15 protein-coding genes are annotated in these 16,515 nt (G+C 70.2%); 8 read left to right on the plus strand and 7 right to left on the minus strand.

What is annotated here, in order from left to right:
- Window positions 1-46 precede the first annotated feature (46 nt).
- From OG407_RS46155 to OG407_RS46165, 3 genes are all read left to right on the plus strand, one after another.
- Complete coding sequence (locus OG407_RS46155) at window positions 47-541, plus strand: PaaI family thioesterase (protein ID WP_405866979.1); 495 nt, start codon at window positions 47-49, stop codon at window positions 539-541.
- A gap of 207 nt (window positions 542-748) precedes the next feature.
- The gene (locus OG407_RS46160; RefSeq protein ID WP_405866981.1) at window positions 749-1,564 is read left to right on the plus strand and encodes a LuxR C-terminal-related transcriptional regulator; all 816 of its coding nucleotides are present in this window, start codon (window positions 749-751) and stop codon (window positions 1,562-1,564) included.
- A 331-nt stretch (window positions 1,565-1,895) separates the two neighbouring features.
- A complete protein-coding gene (locus OG407_RS46165; protein ID WP_405866983.1) occupies window positions 1,896-3,122 on the plus strand; it encodes a cysteine desulfurase-like protein in 1,227 nt (408 codons plus the stop codon).
- Window positions 3,123-3,125: 3 nt separating this feature from the next.
- Here OG407_RS46165 and OG407_RS46170 read toward each other — a convergent pair whose 3' ends face one another.
- Window positions 3,126-3,692, minus strand: coding sequence for an O-methyltransferase (locus OG407_RS46170; protein ID WP_405866985.1), 567 nt, complete (start codon window positions 3,690-3,692; stop codon window positions 3,126-3,128).
- Window positions 3,693-4,048: 356 nt separating this feature from the next.
- Between OG407_RS46170 and OG407_RS46175 the strand changes: the two genes are divergently transcribed.
- A complete protein-coding gene (locus tag OG407_RS46175) occupies window positions 4,049-4,936 on the plus strand; it encodes a sugar phosphate isomerase/epimerase family protein (RefSeq protein WP_405866987.1) in 888 nt (295 codons plus the stop codon).
- 74 nt (window positions 4,937-5,010) lie between these two features.
- A complete protein-coding gene (locus tag OG407_RS46180; RefSeq protein WP_405866989.1) occupies window positions 5,011-5,859 on the plus strand; it encodes a sugar phosphate isomerase/epimerase family protein in 849 nt (282 codons plus the stop codon).
- A 19-nt stretch (window positions 5,860-5,878) separates the two neighbouring features.
- On the opposite strand, the gene OG407_RS46185 is transcribed toward OG407_RS46180, so the two are convergent.
- The 4 genes from OG407_RS46185 to OG407_RS46200 form a co-directional block, all read right to left on the minus strand.
- Window positions 5,879-6,454, minus strand: a complete 576-nt coding sequence (locus OG407_RS46185; RefSeq protein ID WP_405866991.1) for a YbhB/YbcL family Raf kinase inhibitor-like protein — start codon at window positions 6,452-6,454, stop codon at window positions 5,879-5,881.
- The gene (locus OG407_RS46190; protein WP_405866993.1) at window positions 6,451-7,017 is read right to left on the minus strand and encodes a cysteine hydrolase family protein; all 567 of its coding nucleotides are present in this window, start codon (window positions 7,015-7,017) and stop codon (window positions 6,451-6,453) included. The genes OG407_RS46185 and OG407_RS46190 overlap by 4 nt, the downstream gene beginning before the upstream one ends.
- Window positions 7,018-7,108: 91 nt before the next feature.
- On the minus strand, window positions 7,109-8,869 hold the full coding sequence (locus OG407_RS46195; protein ID WP_405866995.1) for an MFS transporter: 1,761 nt from the start codon (window positions 8,867-8,869) through the stop codon (window positions 7,109-7,111).
- 29 nt (window positions 8,870-8,898) lie between these two features.
- Entirely contained in the window at window positions 8,899-9,342 is a 444-nt protein-coding gene (locus tag OG407_RS46200) for a MarR family winged helix-turn-helix transcriptional regulator (RefSeq protein ID WP_405866997.1), read from the minus strand.
- Window positions 9,343-9,682: 340 nt separating this feature from the next.
- Between OG407_RS46200 and OG407_RS46205 the strand changes: the two genes are divergently transcribed.
- Both OG407_RS46205 and OG407_RS46210 read left to right on the plus strand, forming a co-directional pair.
- Entirely contained in the window at window positions 9,683-10,939 is a 1,257-nt protein-coding gene (locus OG407_RS46205) for an MFS transporter (RefSeq protein ID WP_405866999.1), read from the plus strand.
- A 35-nt stretch (window positions 10,940-10,974) separates the two neighbouring features.
- Window positions 10,975-14,136 (plus strand): ATP-binding protein, encoded by a 3,162-nt coding sequence (locus OG407_RS46210; protein ID WP_405867001.1) that lies wholly within the window; start codon window positions 10,975-10,977, stop codon window positions 14,134-14,136.
- On the opposite strand, the gene OG407_RS46215 is transcribed toward OG407_RS46210, so the two are convergent.
- On the minus strand, window positions 14,117-14,902 hold the full coding sequence (locus OG407_RS46215; protein ID WP_318020960.1) for an ABC transporter permease: 786 nt from the start codon (window positions 14,900-14,902) through the stop codon (window positions 14,117-14,119). The two genes, OG407_RS46210 and OG407_RS46215, sit on opposite strands and share 20 nt — an antisense overlap.
- Window positions 14,899-15,894: an ATP-binding cassette domain-containing protein gene (locus OG407_RS46220; RefSeq protein ID WP_405867003.1), complete on the minus strand. Its 996-nt coding sequence runs from the start codon at window positions 15,892-15,894 to the stop codon at window positions 14,899-14,901. Before OG407_RS46220 ends, OG407_RS46215 begins: the two co-directional genes overlap by 4 nt.
- Window positions 15,895-16,067: 173 nt before the next feature.
- Here OG407_RS46220 and OG407_RS46225 point away from each other — a divergent pair, with 173 nt between their 5' ends.
- A complete protein-coding gene (locus OG407_RS46225) occupies window positions 16,068-16,514 on the plus strand; it encodes an SRPBCC family protein (protein ID WP_405867005.1) in 447 nt (148 codons plus the stop codon).
- Window position 16,515: the final 1 nt, after the last annotated feature.

A 16,515-nucleotide genomic window follows, 5' to 3' on the forward strand; every position in this document is an offset into this window, starting at 1 on the left:
AAGATCTAGCTTCTTTTTGGGAAGCCAGCCTGGGAGGTAGCGCGGTATGGGACGGTCACGCACGTACGAGTGGGAGGACCCGGGGGTCTCGGCAGCCGCCGTAGGACAGTCCACGGGGCTGGAATTCCTGCGGGAACTGATCGGCGGGCGGCTGCCCGCGCCGCCCATCGGGGCCACCCTGAACTTCACGCTCGACGAGGTGGAGCACGGGCGCGCGGTGTTCTCGCTGATACCGGGGGAGGAGCACTACAACCCCATCGGCAGCGTGCACGGCGGGGTCTACGCCACGTTGCTCGACTCGGCGGCCGGTTGCGCGGTGCAGTCCACGTTGCCGCAGGGCATGGGGTACACGTCGCTCGACCTGACCGTGAAGTTCCTGCGCCCGGTCACCGCCGACACCGGGCGCATCCGCGCCGTAGGGACGGTGTTGAACGGCGGGCGGCGTACCGCGCTCGCCCAGGCCGAACTGTTCGACGAGAAGGACCGGTTGCTCGCGCACGCCACGAGCAGCTGCCTGCTGTTTCCGGTTCCGGGTTCCTGACCCGGGTCGGGAACCCGGGACGGCCGAAATCCGCCTGTCCCCCGCGCAGGCGGATCCGTACCGTCAACTCCCTTGATCCATACGGTCGCAGGCGCTGCCGGAACGCTGTGAATTCTGCCGGGTGCGATGGTCGTGGTGGTATGGGGAGAAGTACGTACGTGCGTCCATGCGTACGTGGACGTGACACACGCGGGATCGTGAGGGCGTATGACGGGCGGGCCGGCCGGGGCGTACGAACGCATGCTGACGGTCGCGGTGGCGGCTCTGCACGAACGGGAACCCGAGCGGTTGTGGCCGATGGTCGCCGCGGCGCTGCCCGGGCTGTGCGGTGGCGAGGCGCTGATCTACAAACTCGGCGAGTGGACGGACCGGAGCGGGTCGATGGGGTTCTCGCCGGGTGCGGCGGCGCATCTGGGGCGGATCGGCGGCGTCGACGGCGTCGGGGGCGACGCGATGGCGGTGTTGCGGCGGGGGTACCCCTTCGCGGACCACTACGCCGTGGGCGGTGCCGTCCGGCGGCCTGGGACCGCGCGCCGGATGGCTGGGAGGGGGTGGGGGCGGAGCCGTACTGCGGGCACGATCAGCCGGTTGATGGACGCCGACCATGTGCTGGCGATACCTCTGCCCGGCACGGCCACTCCGGTTACTGGTTGCCTCGGGTACCGCGCGGGCGCGGACTTCACCGAGGACCATGTGCGGGCCGCCGAGCAGTTGCAGCCCCTGTTGGCCGGGGTGGAGCAGCAGCGCCAACTTCTTGAGCGTTGGCGCGCGGCGACGGCTCCGCCGGAGGCGCGGGAGGAGGTGCCGGCGGACTCTCGGCTTACGCCCCGCCAGGTCACCGTTCTGCTGTTGCTCGCCGATGCGCTCACGGCTTCGGCGATTGCTCATCGGCTGGGTATTTCCGTGCGTACGGTCCACAAGCACGTGGAGGGGCTGTATCGGAAGCTGGGGACGCGGGATCGGGTGAGTACGGTGTTGCGGGCGCAGGAGATCGGGTTGCTGCCTCGGCGGGTGGGGCGTTGAGGGTCTGGGGCGCTGTTTCGCCGGGGGCTCTCAATCGGGTGTTGTGGGAAGGGAGTTGTCGGCGTCGGGGGTTTTGGGTCGTCTTGTGGGTGCGGGGCGGTGGGGGCTGGTCGCGCAGTTCCCCGCGCCCCTGAAAGACCGGGCTTCGCCGGTCTTCGAGGGCGCGTCGTGGAACACCAACCCGAACGCGTACAGGCCGCCGGCGTCCGAGTCCAACGGGTCAGACACCGAGGACCCCGCCCACTGCCCCGAAACCCCTGGATGTCCGATGATCGTCGTGGACACCCGGGGCCCCGAGGCCCGTACACGGCATCGACAGGAGCTCACTTCCGTGGCCTACGACATCACTGCCCTGCGTGCTCTGTTCCCCGCCCTGAGCGGGGGGCCCGCCCACTTCGACGGTCCCGGGGGTACGCAGACGCCGCGGCCGGTCATCGAGGCCATTACGGAGGCGCTGGCGAACCCGCTTTCGAACCGTGGGCAGGTGACCGCGGGGGAGCGCAACGCCGATGCGATCGTCACCGGGGCGCGCGAGGCCATGGCCGATCTGCTTGGGGCGGAGGCCTCGGGCATCGTCTTCGGGCGTAGCGCCACCCAGCTCACTTACGACTTCTCCCGCACCCTTGCCGCGAGTTGGTCGCCCGGAGACGAGATCGTCGTCACCCGGCTCGACCACGATGCCAACATCCGTCCCTGGATCCAGGCCGCCGAGCGGGTCGGCGCCGTTGTCCGCTGGGCGGACTTCGATCCCGCGACCGGCGAACTCACCCTGGACCACCTCCGTGCCGCCCTGTCCGACCGCACCCGGCTGGTCGCCGTCACCGCCGCTTCCAACCTGATCGGCACCCGGCCCGCGATCGCCGAGACATCGCGGCTCGCTCACGAGGCGGGGGCGCTGGTCTACGTCGACGGCGTTCACTACACCGCGCACACCCTGGTCGACATCGGCGAACTCGGCGCTGACTTCTTCGTGTGCTCGCCGTACAAGTTCCTCGGCCCGCACCACGGCGTCCTCGCCGCCCGGCCCGAACTGCTGGAAACCCTGCGGCCGGACAAGCTCCTGCCGTCCTCGGACGCCGTTCCGGAACGTTTCGAACTCGGCACTCTGCCCTACGAGTTGCTTGCCGGGACGAGCACCGCGGTCGACGTCCTCGCCCGTCTCGACACGGACGCCGTCGGCAGTCGTCGTGAGCGGCTGACAACGAGCCTCGCCGCGCTCCATCAGCACGAGGAGCCCCTGCGTACGCGTATCGACGAGGGGATCGCCGCGCTGGACGGGATCACCGTCCACTCGAAGGCGGCCGACCGGACGCCCACTGTGCTCCTGACCCTGGACGAGGCCTTCGGCGCGCAGGGCACGCAGGACGCCTCCCGTTTCCTGGCGGAACGTGACGTGTACGCACCCTCTGGCTCCTTCTACGCCATCGAGGCCTCCCGGCGGCTCGGTCTCGGCGACTCCGGTGGCCTGCGTATCGGGCTCGCGCCCTACACCAGCGTCGAGGACGTCGACCGGCTCCTCACCGGACTGGCGCTGTTCCTGAAGCAGCCGCCCCGGTGACCGTCAGCGGCGGCGGGCGGCAACTACCGCTGAACTGGCCGGTGTTGTGAGGAACTCCGTGGCGTCGAGCGCTGGATGGGTCAGGTAGAACAGGCGTAGCTCATCCACTTCGTCGTCGAACCGTGGCGGCCAGTGGGGCGACGGGGTGAAGTCGTCCAGGACGAGGAGGCCTCCCGGGGCGAGCAGCGAGACGACTCGCTCGGGGTCGTCGCGCTTGCCTCCGCCGTCGCAGAAGAAGACGTCGAAGGGGGCGTGCCGCTCCAGCAGCCGCCAGTCGCCGGTGAGGACGTCGACACGGTCGTCGTCCGCGAAGAGACCGGCCGCGCGACGGGCAAGCTCCGCATCTCGTTCTACGGTGACCAGACGGGCACCGGTGCCGAGTCCGCTGTGCAGCCAGGCCGTGCCCACACCCGAACCGGTGCCGCTCTCCGCGACGACTCCGCGGGGTTTCGAGGCCGCGGCCACCTTGAGCAGTCTGCCCACCTCGGGGATGCAGCTCAGCTCGAAGCCCAGCTCCGAGGCGATGCGCTCAGCGGCCACCACCCGAGACGGAACCTCGCGATCTGTCATGAGCCCGCACCCCTTTCACCGTGAACGGTCGGCGATCCCGCGCGAATGTACCGGCGGCGGCACGGATGATGGAAAAAAGATGTATGCGATGACGGGTTAATGATGGATTCCACCCCTTCAATGTTGCCCCGCAACCGGTCTAGCGTTGCGCCCGTGTGAACGGCCTGGCCGTCGGCTGATCGGTACCGCTTCAGCCTTGGTGGTCTCTTGAGGTTGAGGGAGAAGGCGATGGCGCCTGTGGAATCGCTCGTCGTACGCCGATGGCACGAAGCGTCGGCGGCGGAGAGACGGACCCCGGACGTCACGTCGACGGCCGCGGTCGCCCACCCCCACCGGAAGCTCGGAAAGGCCACAGCATGACCACGTCCCCCCTGAACAGGATCGCCGGCGCTCCCATCTCCTGGGGCGTGTGCGAAGTGCCCGGCTGGGGCTACCAGTTGACGCCCGAGCGGGTACTGAACGAGATGCGTGAAGTCGGCCTGGCCGCCACCGAGTTCGGCCCCGAGGGCTTCCTGCCCAGCGCACCGGACGCCATGGCCCGCACGCTCGCCGACCACGACCTGCACGCCGTCGGCGGCTTCACCCCGCTGCTGCTGCACGTGCCCGGACACGACCCGCTGCCCGAGGCCGAACAGCTCCTCCAGGGCTACGACGCCTCGAAGGCGGAGGTGCTCGTCCTGTCGGCCATCACCGGCCAGGACGGCTACGACTCCCGCCCCGAACTCGACGCCGACGGCTGGAAGTTGCTGTTGTCCAACCTCGACCGGCTGGCCTCGCTGGCCGCCGAACGCGGTGTCCGCGCCGTCCTGCACCCGCACGTCGGCACGATGATCGAGAACGGCGACGAGGTCCGGCGCGTTCTGGAGCACTCGGCGATCTCGCTCTGCCTCGACACCGGCCACCTGCTCATCGGCGGCACCGACCCGGCCGAACTCACCCGGCAGGCGCCCGAGCGCATCGCCCACACCCACATGAAGGACGTGGACGCCTCCCTCGCCGCCAAGGTCCAGGACGGACAGCTCAGTTACACCGACGCCGTGCGCAAGGGCATGTACCGCCCGCTCGGCGCGGGCGACGTGGACGTCCAGGCCATCGTCACCCACCTCAGCGCCCGCGGCTACGACGGCTGGTACGTCCTCGAACAGGACACCATCCTCACCGAGGAGCCCACGACGAAGGGCCCGGTCGAGGACGTGTGGGCGAGCGCCGAGCACCTGCGTTCGGTGCTGCGCGGCGTCGCGTAGTAGTAGTCGTATACGGGCCTGGTGCGTGATGCCTGATGGCTTGACGTGGTACTTGAGGAGTTCGGGGATCAGAAGTGATCGTTGACGAACTGCTGGCCACGTGTTGGACCACGGCGGGTGACGCCGCTCCCGACCGGGAGGACCAGCGCAGTCCGCTCGACCTGCGGGAACGGGTGGAGGCGGCGCGGGACGCCGGATTCACCGCCTTCGGGCTGCTGTACGCGGACCTGGTGGAGGCTGAGCGCGCGTACGGGATCGCCGGGATCCGGTCCCTCTTCGAGGACAACGGGATCCGCCACGTCGAGCTGGAGCTGCTGACCGACTGGTGGGCCGACGGACCCCGGCGGGCCGCGTCGGACGCCGTCCGCGCCGGAATGCTGCGGGCCATCGAGGCCCTCGGCGCCCGCACCTTCAAGATCGGCCCCGACGTGGCGGACGAACTCTGGGAACTCGACGTCTGGGCCGCGGAGTTCGCCGCACTGGCGGCCCAGGCCGACGGGGTGGGCGCGCGGCTCGGGGTCGAGCCGCTGCCCTGGTCCAACCTCAGGACCGTGCACGACGGACTACGGCTCGTCGAGGCCGCCGGCCACCCGGCGGGCGGCCTCATCATCGACGCCTGGCACGTCGAGCGCGCCCACACCCCACCGGCCGACCTGGCCGACGTACCCGGGTCGCGGATCGTGGGCGTGGAGCTCAACGACGCCGACAGCGACGTCATCGGCACGCTCTTCGAGGACACCGTGCATCGCCGACGGCTGTGCGGAGAGGGCTCGTTCGACCTGCCGGGGATCATCGCCGCGCTCCGCACGGCCGGCTTCCACGGCCCCTGGGGTGTGGAGATCCTCTCCGACGCGCATCGTGCGTTGCCGGTGCGGGACGCTGCCGCCGCGGCGTACCGAAGTGCCGCCGCACTCGTGAAGTAAAGCTGTCCGGATTGGCGGGTCAGCGTTCGTAGACGCCGGTCAGGCGGCCCCGGCCGAGGACGGGTGCGGTGACGGTGGGCAGGAAGGCGCGGGGGCGGGCCCGGTCGATCGGTGTCGTGGTGGCCGCGCTGTCCACGGGCGTTGAGAGGGCGAACAGCTCGAATACGTAGCGGTGTGGGCCGTGGCCTTTGATGGGCGCGGGGCCGTGGTAGCCCCGTCCGATCGTGGAGCGGAGGATCCGTACCCCGGGGCCGGGCTGCCGTGCGGACAGGGCGCCGGGTTCCAGGTGTTCGGCTGCCGACGGGTCGATCAGCGCAAGGCAGTGCACGGCTGGCTTGGCCATCGGAACGTCGATGTCCTCTACGACCAGGAGGAGTTGGGCGGTACCGGGCGGGAGCGGGGTCCAGGTCAGGTGAGGGGACTGGTCGGCGCCGCCGATCTGCTTCGCGCAGTTCTCCAGCGGCATGGTGTCGCCGTCGCCGAAGTCCTGGCTGGCTAGGGTCAGTTGGTCGGGGCCTTGGAGCTTGGGCAGGTTCCACGCGGTGTGGATCTCGCCTGCTCTGCGGTTCTTCAGGAGTCGGCCGAGCAGGGTCACCGCGTCGCCTCCACCATGTCGACGACCTCGGCGGTGGTTACGGTCTCGCCGAGTTTGGGGAAGACGCGCTCGATGCTGTGGCGGTGGGCTTCGGGGTCGGGATCGCCCATGGCGTCGGTGGCCAGGACGACGTGGTAGCCGTGGTCGGAGGCCGAGCGTGCCGTCGACTCGACGCCCGAACTGGTCGCGATGCCGGTGAGTACGACCTGCGTGATGCCCAAGTCCCGTAGGAGCGTGTCGAGTCCGGTGTCGTGGAACGCGCTGCGCCGCCGCTTGGTGATCAGGTGGTCGGTCGGCTGTACGTCGAGTTCGTCGATGAGGTCGGCCCAACCGGCCGGCGGCACAGGCGAGTTGGCGGTACGTCCGGTGTCGGTACGTCCCGGCGCGCGGCCGGTGACGTTGACCAGGATCACGGGGAGACCGTGGCGCCGGAACTCGGTGGCCAGGTGGGTCGCCTGCTTGACGGCGGCGGTGACCGGGGCGTCGGTGAGAGCCGAGACGATGCCCTTCTGCAGGTCGACCACGACGAGCGCGGCCCCGGGATCGATTGTGGTCAGTGGCATGGGAGTTGCTTCTCCTGTGAGTGTCGGGCTGGGGGCTGGGGGCTGGGTGCTGGTCGCGGGGAAGTGAGGAGGGGTGGGCTTGGCCGCCTGCTTACCTGTCCGGTCGTGCGAGGGCCTCGCCGGTGGCGGATTCGCGGGCGCCCGGGGTCTTGGCCGTGGGGCCGGTTCCGGCGCCGCGCAGCAGGGAGGAGATCGCGGCTAGGAAGGCGAGGGTGGCGCCGAAGGCGAACACGATGACCAGGCCGGAGTGGAAGGGCCCGGATATCAGGCTCGGGAAGAACTCGCTTCCGGTCAGGGTGTGTTGCTGCGCCGCCGTCAGATGGTTCAGGACTCCGCTGGGCTGGAGCAGATGCTGGATCGGGTTGACGCCCAGCTGCGCCGCGAACAGGGACGAGACCGGGGGCAGTCCGCCGACCTGGGCGGCCAAGTGGGCCGGTACGCCCTGCTGTTGCAGTCCAGCGGTGAGGGTTTGGGGGAGGCTCCTGGCCAGCCCGGCGATCATCAGGGAGAAGAACACGCCGATGGAGACGGCGGTGCCGGAGTTCTGGAAGGTGGCGCGCATGCCGGAGGCGACACCGCGCAGCCGGGCGGGCACACTGCCCATGATCGAGGAGGAGTTGGGGGAGGCGAACATCCCGCTGGCGATTCCGTTGAGCGCGATCAGCACCGCGAAGATCCAGTAACTGAAGTCGATCGGCAGGCACATCAGGCCCAGGAAGGTGGCGCCGAACAGCGCCGCGCCGCCGGTGGCCAGCCCCCGGGAACCGAGCCGGTCCGACAGATACCCGGAGACCGGTCCCGCGGCGAGGAAGCCCGCGGTCAGCGGCAGCATGAAGATGCCGGCCCACAGCGGGGTGTCGGCATAGTCGTAGCCGTGCAGCGGGAGCCAGATGCCCTGGAGCCAGATGATCAGCACGAACTGCATTCCGCCCCGGCCGATCGAGATGGCCAGGCCCGCCAAGTTGCCGAAGGTGAAGGCCCGTTGGCGGAAGAGGCTGAGCTGGATCATCGGTGCGGAGGCACGGTTCTCGATGACGACGAAGGCCGCCAGGAGGAGCAGTCCGCCGGCTATCAGGACGTCGACCAGCGGGTTGGTCCAGCCCATGGTGTGGCCGCCGTAGGGCTGGAGGCCGAAGGTGATGGCGATCAGGGTGGCGCTGAGGCCCACGGCGAAGGTGATGTTGCCCCACCAGTCGATGCGGCCGCCGTCGTGTTTGGCGGTCTCGCGCAGGGTGCGGTAGGCCCACACGGTGAAGAACACGCCGATGGGTACGTTCACCCAGAACACCGCGCGCCAGTCCCAGGCCGACAGCAGACCGCCGGCGACCAGACCGATGAACATCCCACCCAGGGCAGCGACTTGGTTGATGCCGAGGGCGAAGCCGCGCTGTTCCTCGGGGAAGGCGTCGGTCAGGATGGCGGCCGAGTTCGCGGTCAGCATCGAGCCGCCGACGGCCTGCAACACCCGCCAGCCGATCAGCCACATCGCTCCGTGACCGCCGTCGAAGGGGTCGAAGGAGAGCAGGACCGAGGCGAAGGTGAAGACGGCGAACCCGGAGTTGTAGATCCGGACCCGGCCGTACATGTCGCCGAGCCGCCCCACCGTGACCACCAACACGGCCTGGACCAGCCGGTACCCCATGATCATCCACAGCAGATACGCGATGTTGCCCGGCGCGAGCGGGTCGAGGTGGATGCCCCGGAAGATCGTCGGCAGGGCGATCAGGACGATGGAGCCGTCCAGTGCGGACATGAAGACCGCGGCGGTCGTGTTCGTCAGCGCCGTCCACTTGTACCGGTCGTCGGCGGCCGGGCGGCGCGGGGCGCGCGACTTGGGAGGATCTGTCGTCATCAGTCTGCTTCCTCGTGGCTCCGTCGACGTCAGATGTGCTGGGCCAGTCGCTCCAACAGCGGTGCTGCTGCGGCGAGTTGCTCCAGCTCCGTCGGGGTGAACGCGCCGCCGGTCAGGGCTTGGGCGAGGAGTTCGGCCCGCGCGTTGCGCTTGTTCCGCAGTGCCTGGCGGCCCGCGTCGGTCACCGTCAGCACCGCGCGCCGGCCGTCGTCCGGATCCGGGCGGCGCTCGACCAGGCCGCGGGTCCGCAGCGCGTTGAGCGTCGCCCCCATGGCCTGCGCGGTGATCTGCGCCTCCCGGGCCAGTGCGGATGAGGTGGTGGGGCCCGCGCGGTCCAGCCGCGACAGGGCGCTCCGCTCGGGCATCGTGAGCCCGCCCTCAACCGGCACCTGCCGGGCCCGCCGCACCAGCACACCGATGCTCGCGAGGAGGGCCGAGGCGACCGCGTTCGGGTCCAGGTCGTCGTCGTTCATATGCTAAGGCTACTTTATAAATCAGCCTTAGTAAATTCCCCTCGCGTGCGCACTCTGGGCTCGTGCGCACGCTGGGTTTGGCAATGACGGAGGCCGTCTTTCGCGTCAGCCCCTCGAAGAGCTACCGTCCCAACCGCCAGTGACCGCCGAGATGTTGGAGCCCAGAGATGCCCGGTCGTCCGGGCGCGCGTTGACGGCATAGGCCGGGATCGGCCCGTCATCGCGTGCCGCCCTTGAAGTTGCTGCGGCACAGCGAGCTTTTCCCTCCCCGCTCGAACCATGGGCGCGTCCTTCGCGCGCCGGGTCGCGGGTCTCGTTGTCGGCAACTCAAAGGGTTCCTGTGCCGTCCACTTCGAACAATGACTTCCGCTGGCTCTGGTTGGGCCAGACGGTCTCCCAACTCGGCGAACAGTCAAGCCTGGTGGTCCTACCGCTCTTCGCCGTCCTGACGCTCGACGTCGGTGCCGGACAGTTGGGTGTCCTGCGTGCGGTGGAGCAGGCGCCGATCCTGCTGCTCTCGCTCCTCGTCGGCGCCTGGGTGGACGGATGGCGGACGCGCACGGTGATGGTGGTGGCGGACGTCGGACGGAGCCTGGTGCTGGGCGCCGCCGCCGTGGCCGGACTGCTCAACTGGCTTGGTCTGCCAGCCCTGTTCGTGCTGGTCTTCGTCGCCGGGGTCCTGTCCGTGTTCTTCGATGTGGCCTATCAGGCCTCTCTCGTACGGCTGGTGACATCCGATCAGTTGGTGCGCGGCAACAGCGCGTTGGAGGGCAGCCGGTCCGCGGCGCAGCTGGGTGGGTCCGCTCTCGGCGGCGCGTTGGTGACCCTGCTGTCGGCGCCGGTCGCTGTCGCCTCCAGCGCGCTGTTCTTCGTGCTGTCGTTCCTGTCGGTCCGACGGATCCGCCGTACCGAGTCCGTCCCGGAGCGCTCGGAGCATCCCCCTCGCGTAGGGCGGCGGATCCATGAAGGACTGCGTTTCGTCGTCGGTGAATCCCTGCTGCGGGCCGTCTGTCTCGCCGCGGCCGCCTTTCAGTTCTTCTTCGCGGCGACGATGACCGGCTATCTGCTCTTCCTCCCCCGGGAACTGCACCTCTCGGGCACCGCCGTAGGCCTGGCGCTCGCGGTGACCGGTCCGGGGGCGCTCGTCGGCGCGCTGCTGGCGGCCCGGTTGCCGGGCCGGTTCGGATATGGCCGGGTGATCGTGGTCGCGGCGGCACTCGGTGACGGCGTGTTCCTGTGTGTGCCCGCGCTACGCGGGTCGTCCGCGATGACGGTGGCCGTACTTCTCGCGGTGAACTTCGTGTTCGGGGTCGCGGGGCAGTTGGTGAACGTCACCGTCATGGCCGTCCGGCAGGCCGTGACTCCGCACAGGATGCAGGGGCGGGTGGCCGCGACGATCACGTTCGTCGGCATGGGGTTGTCGCCCCTGGGCTCGCTGTTCGGCGGGTTCCTCGCGCAGGAGTGGGGGCTGCGGACCAGCCTTCTGCTGACGGCCGCGGGCATGGTGCTGTCCCCGGTGGCGCTGGCGTTGTCCCCGCTCGCACGCCTGGGAGGGGATCTTGACGCTCTCGCACGTGGTCGGTCCGGTGCCGAGTAGGGGAGTGGTGGCGGGACCTTCGTTAATCTGCACGGGTGAGCATCGACCTGACCCTGCTGCCGCGTGTCGCCTATCGAAGACAGGAGGTCACCGCGCCCCGTCTCCGTGGTCTCCTCGCGTTGCTCGCGGGCGACCTGCGCACCGGTTGCAGCACCGAGCGGCTGGTGGAAGGGCTGTGGCCGGACGAGTTGCCGGAGCGGCCGGGAAAGGCGCTCCAGGTCCTCGTGTCCAGGGCGCGGGCGCAGCTGGGCGCGGACCTCATCGTCAGCACGCCGACCGGATACCGGCTCGCCCTCGCCGAGGACCAGGTCGACAGCTCCGCCCTGCTGCTGCACGCCGCCGCGAGCGCGGACCGGGCCAGGGCCGGGGACCACGCGGGATCGCTGGCCGAGTCCGAGGCCGGGCTCGCGCTGTGGGAAGGCACCCCCGATCAGGGCGGCGACGCCGACGACCCCGTGGCCGCGTTGCGTGCAGAGCGTGCCCCCGTCCGCGACGCGCTCGTCCGTGCGCAGGCGCTCGCGCTCGCCCGCCTCGGACGGCACGCGGAGGCCGCCGCGCCGCTGGCCGTGGCCGCCGTAGCGCATCCGCGGGATGAGGAGGTGCTCGGTGAGCTGTTGCGGGGGGAGGCCGCGACGGCGGGGCCGTCCGCCGCGTTGACCCGGTACGAGGCGTACCGGCGTGAGTTGCGCGACGAGCTCGGCACCGACCCGGGGGCCGGACTCAAGGCCGTTCAGCAGGAGTTGCTGCGTGGCGAGGCGCCCGTGGCCCGGCATGGTGTGCCGCACGAGCCGAACCCGTTGCTGGGGCGGGACGAGGACATCGCGGCGGTGGAAGGGTTGCTTCGTTCCTCGCGTGCCGTCACCGTCGTAGGACCCGGCGGGCTGGGCAAGACGCGGCTCGCGCACGCCGTCAGTCGGCGGGCCGAGCAGCGCGTCGTGTACTTCGTGCCGCTCGCCGGTGTCACCGAGGACGCCGACGTGGCCGCCGAGGTCGCCTCCGCGCTCGGCGCCGGTGCCATGAACGGGCCCGCCTCCGGTGACCCGGTGGCCGGCATCCTCGGCGTGCTCGGCTCAGGTCCCGCGCTGCTGGTCCTCGACAACTGCGAGCAGATCATCCGGGGCGCCGCCGACCTCGTCCAGGCACTCGTCTCGTCGTCCAAGGACCTGCGGGTGCTCGCCACCAGCCGCTCCCCGCTCGGCCTCACCTCGGAGGCGGTGTACGCGCTCCCGGAACTCGGTCTCGGGGTCTCGGTCGAGTTGTTCACGCAGCGGGCCCGGGCCGCCCGGAGCGGGGTGGAGTTGCCGCCGGACGCGGTGGCCGAGCTGTGCCGGCACCTCGACGGGCTGCCGCTCGCCGTGGAGTTGGCGGCGGCGCGGGTGCGGGTTCTGTCGGTGCCGGACATCGCCCGCCGCCTCGGCGACCGGTTCGCGCTGCTGCGCGGCGGTGCGCGGGACGTCCCGGAGCGCCACCGCACCCTGCACGCGGTCGTCGAGTGGAGCTGGAACCTGCTCGCCGAGGACGCCAGGGCCGCGCTGCGCACGCTGTCCGTCTTCCCCGGCGGCTTCTCCGGCGAGGCGGCCGAACAGGTGCTGGGCGACGACGCGTTGGTGCTGCTGGAGCAGTTGGCCGACCAGTCGCTGCTCACCGTCGCCGACACTCCGGCCGGTGTGCGGTTCCGGATGCTGGAGACCGTACGGGAGTTCAGCGCGGCCCGGCGTACCGAGGCGGGTGAGGACGAGGCGGCCGTAGACCAATTCCTTGTCTGGGCGCGGGAGTTCGGGGTCGCGCATCACGATGTGCTCTTCGGGTCGGACTCGCAGGCCGCGTGGGAGCGGATCAAGGGCGAGCAGGACAACCTCGTGACGGCGCTGCGGCATGCGCTGGCGCGTGCGGACGATCCCGCGACCGCCGCCGTGACCGCCGTCCTCGCCGGTCTGTGGTCTACCGGCACCGACTATCCCCGCCTCATCGCCCTCACCGAGGACACCGGACCGGCCCTGTCGCACTACTACCCCGCGCCCGGATACGTCGAAGTCGCCCGCACCGCCGCCGTGTTGGGCACGGTGACCGTGTTCATGGGCGCCGGCCCGCGTGCCGTACGCCAGCTCGTCACCCTCCGTCGGCTGCCGTCGGCCCCGCCGACCTCGTTGATGCGCGCCACCGCGATCGTGCTGAGCGCGATCCCCGAGATACGGCGGCCCGACTACGACGTGTTGCGCAGGCTGTGCGAAGGCGAAGGCGAAGGCGGGGGCGGCGAGGGGCCGTTGCTCTCCGGTATCGCCGAGTGCGTGGCGTGCTACGTCTGGGAGTTCGAGCACGACATCGAGCGCGCGCTGGTCTCCGCCCGCCGAACTGTCGTAGGGCTGGCGCGAGTTGACAATCCGTCCGTGCAGCTCATGGTGCACTCACGGTTGAGCGAGCTGTGCCTGCGGACCGGGCGGGGCGAGGAGGCGTACGAGCATCTCAACGCGTCCCTCGCGGTGTTGCCGCGGCTCGGTGACGGGCACGACTACGTCGGTATCCGTTCGCTCCTCGTCCTCGCCTGTCTGCAGCGCGGTGACGCCGACGAGGCGGAGTACTGGCTGCGGCAGGCGGAGAGCGACAACACCCCGCCGGAGGACGACTTCTACCGGCCGGACCTCGGCGGGCGTGCCGAGATCGCGCTCGCCCGCGGGCTGACGGAGGTCGGACTCGGCCTGTGGCGCGGTGCGGTGGAGCGCATGCTCGCGGCCGGTGCGCTGCGCGACGCCGATGCCTGGCTCGATCCGTGGGCGTTCATGGTCCAGGCGGTGGCCGTGACGGCCCACGCACGTGCCGATCGGCTCGCGCTGGTCGAGGAGTTGGTCGACCGGCTGCGCCGGCGGCTGCGGACACTGCTCGCCGAACCGGTCGGCTCGCCCTCCGAACTCCCCTTGCTCGGGACGATGTTGCACGCCCTCGGCATGGTGGGGCTCGCGTCCGGCGAAAGAGACGATGAAGGAGACGAAGGCGCCGTACGGATGATCGCGTTGGCCGAACGGCTGGGCGTGCTGCGGGAGTTCCAGCCGACGATGTCGGCCGACCTCGCCCGGCAGGCGGCCGAGGACGCCGACGGGGCGGCGTACGCCGACGCGGTGTCGGAGTACGCCGCCCTGGGGCGGGACGAGTTGCGGGAGGCGGCCCGCGCTGTCATGGCGACTACTTCGGGTCGCGGTTGAACGCGGCCGTGGACCAGCGGTAGCCGAGCACGGTCAGGCCGACGCACCAGGCGAGCGCGATCCACCAGTTGTTACCGATCTCGGTGCCGAGCAGCAGGCCGCGCAGGGTCTCGATGGCCGGGGTGAACGGCTGGTACTCGGCGATGGGCTGGAACCAGCCCGGCATGGTGTCGGCCGGGATGAACGCGCTGGAGATCAGCGGGAGGAGGATCAGCGGCTGGGCGCTGTTGGCGGCCGCCTCGGCGCTCGGGCTGACCATGCCCATCCCGACCGCGATCCAGGTGAGCGCCAGGGAGAACAGCGCGAGCAGTCCGAAGGCCGCCAGCCACTCCAGGACCGTGGCGTCTGTGGACCGGAAACCGATGGCCACGGCGACCGCGCCGACGAGGACCACGCTGGCGACGCACTGGATCACACTGCCGACGACGTGCCCGACGAGCACGGACCCGCGATGGATCGCCATGGTCCGGAAGCGGGCGATGATGCCCTCGTTCATGTCGGTGGCGACCGACACCGCGGTGCCGATCACGGTGCCGCCGATGGTCATCATCAGGATGCCCGGGACGAGGTACGCGACGTAGTCGGAGCGGTCCGCGCCGCCGATGCCCGTGCTCAGCACATCGCCGAAGATGTAGACGAAGAGCAGCAACAGCATGATCGGCGTGAGCAGCAGGTTCAGGGTGAGGGACGGGTAGCGCCGTACGTGCAGCAGGTTGCGGCGCAGCATCGTGGACGAGTCGCGGACGGCGAGGGAGAGGGTGCTCATCGGACGTTCTCCTTGGGCTGGTTGGGCTGGTTGGGCACGCTGGGCTGGTGGGTGACCTTGGCGCCGCCGGTCAGGGCGAAGAACACGTCGTCGAGGTCGGGGGTGTGCACGGTCAGTTCGTCCGCCTCGATGTCGGCGGCGTCCAACCAGTCGAGGATGGCGCGCAGTTCGCGCTGGCTGCCGCCGCTGGGGATCTGCAGCGAGAGCGTCTCGTCGAACCGGGTGACCTCGCGCAGGGCCGTCGCGGCGGACTGGTAGGCGTCCGGGTCGGTGAACCGGAGCCGCACGTGGCCGCCGGGGACGAGCCGCTTCAACTCCTCGGCGCTGCCCTCGGCGACGAGCTTGCCGTCGTTCAACACGGCGATGTGGTCGGCGAGTTCGTCGGCTTCGTCCAGGTACTGGGTGGTGAGGAAGACGGTCGTACCGCCCGCGACCAGCTCCCGGATGATGCCCCACATGTTGTGGCGGCTGCGGGGGTCGAGGCCGGTGGTCGGTTCGTCGAGGAAGATGATCCGCGGGCTGCCGACCAGGGTCATGGCGAGGTCGAGGCGGCGCTTCATACCGCCGGAGTAGGTGGACGCGGGCTTCTTGGCGGCCTCGGTGAGGTCGAAGCGCTCCAGCAGCTCGGCGGCGACCCGCCGGCCCTCCTGCTTGGACAGGTGGTGCAGGTCCGCCATGAGGAGCATGTTCTCCTCGCCGGTGATCAGCCCGTCGACGGCGGAGAACTGTCCGGTGACACCGATCGCGGCCCGTACGGCCTGCGCGTCGGTGGCCAGGTCGTGACCGCCGACCCGCAGCTCGCCGGCGTCGGCGGTGACGAGGGTGGAGAGGATCTTGACGGCGGTGGTCTTGCCGGCGCCGTTCGGACCGAGCAGGGAGAAGACGGTACCGGCCGGGACGGCCAGGCCGATGCCGTCGAGCACTGTCTTGTCCCCGTAGGCCTTGCGCAGCCCGGTGGCCGAGATCGCGAGTTCATGGGTCGTTGTCGTCATGCCGCAGAGCTTGCGGCAGGGCGCATTCAGCTCGGTTTCACAGTGGTTTCAGTGCCCTGGAACCGGCGGGAGCGCCGACAGGGAGCACGGGCGGAGCCGCGCCGATAAGCTGATGGTGCTCGGCACATCAGCGCGCACCCAGCCAAAACTCCCACCGCAGCACAGGAGGAATCGTGGCCGGACAGTTCGAGGCGACAGCCGAGGTCGACCGCCCCGTCGAGGAAGTCTTCGCCTTCCTCGCCGAGGGCACGAACGACCCCAAGTTCAGCCCGAGGGTCCAGAAGATCACCAAGACTCCCGAGGGCCCGACGGCCGTGGGCACCGTCTTCACCAGCACCGTCAAGGACGCCGGTATGAAGACGGGCCGCACGTTCCGGATCACCGAGTTCGAGGCCCCCCATCGCATCCGCTGGACGGAGACCTCCAAGAACACCGTGACGGCGGACGAAGGTGGCTACGACCTCGAAGCCACCGGTCCGGGCACGACCAAGGTGAGGATCTTCAACGTCCTCGAAGGCCACGGCATCGGAAAGCTGCTCGTGGGCTTCGCGCTGGGTGCGGCACGCAAGGACGCGCCCGGGTTCGGGCAACGGATCAAGACGGCGGTGGAGGCCTCCTGAA

The sequence above is a fragment of the Streptomyces sp. NBC_01515 genome, assembly GCF_045040345.1.
GTDB lineage: Bacteria > Actinomycetota > Actinomycetes > Streptomycetales > Streptomycetaceae > Streptomyces.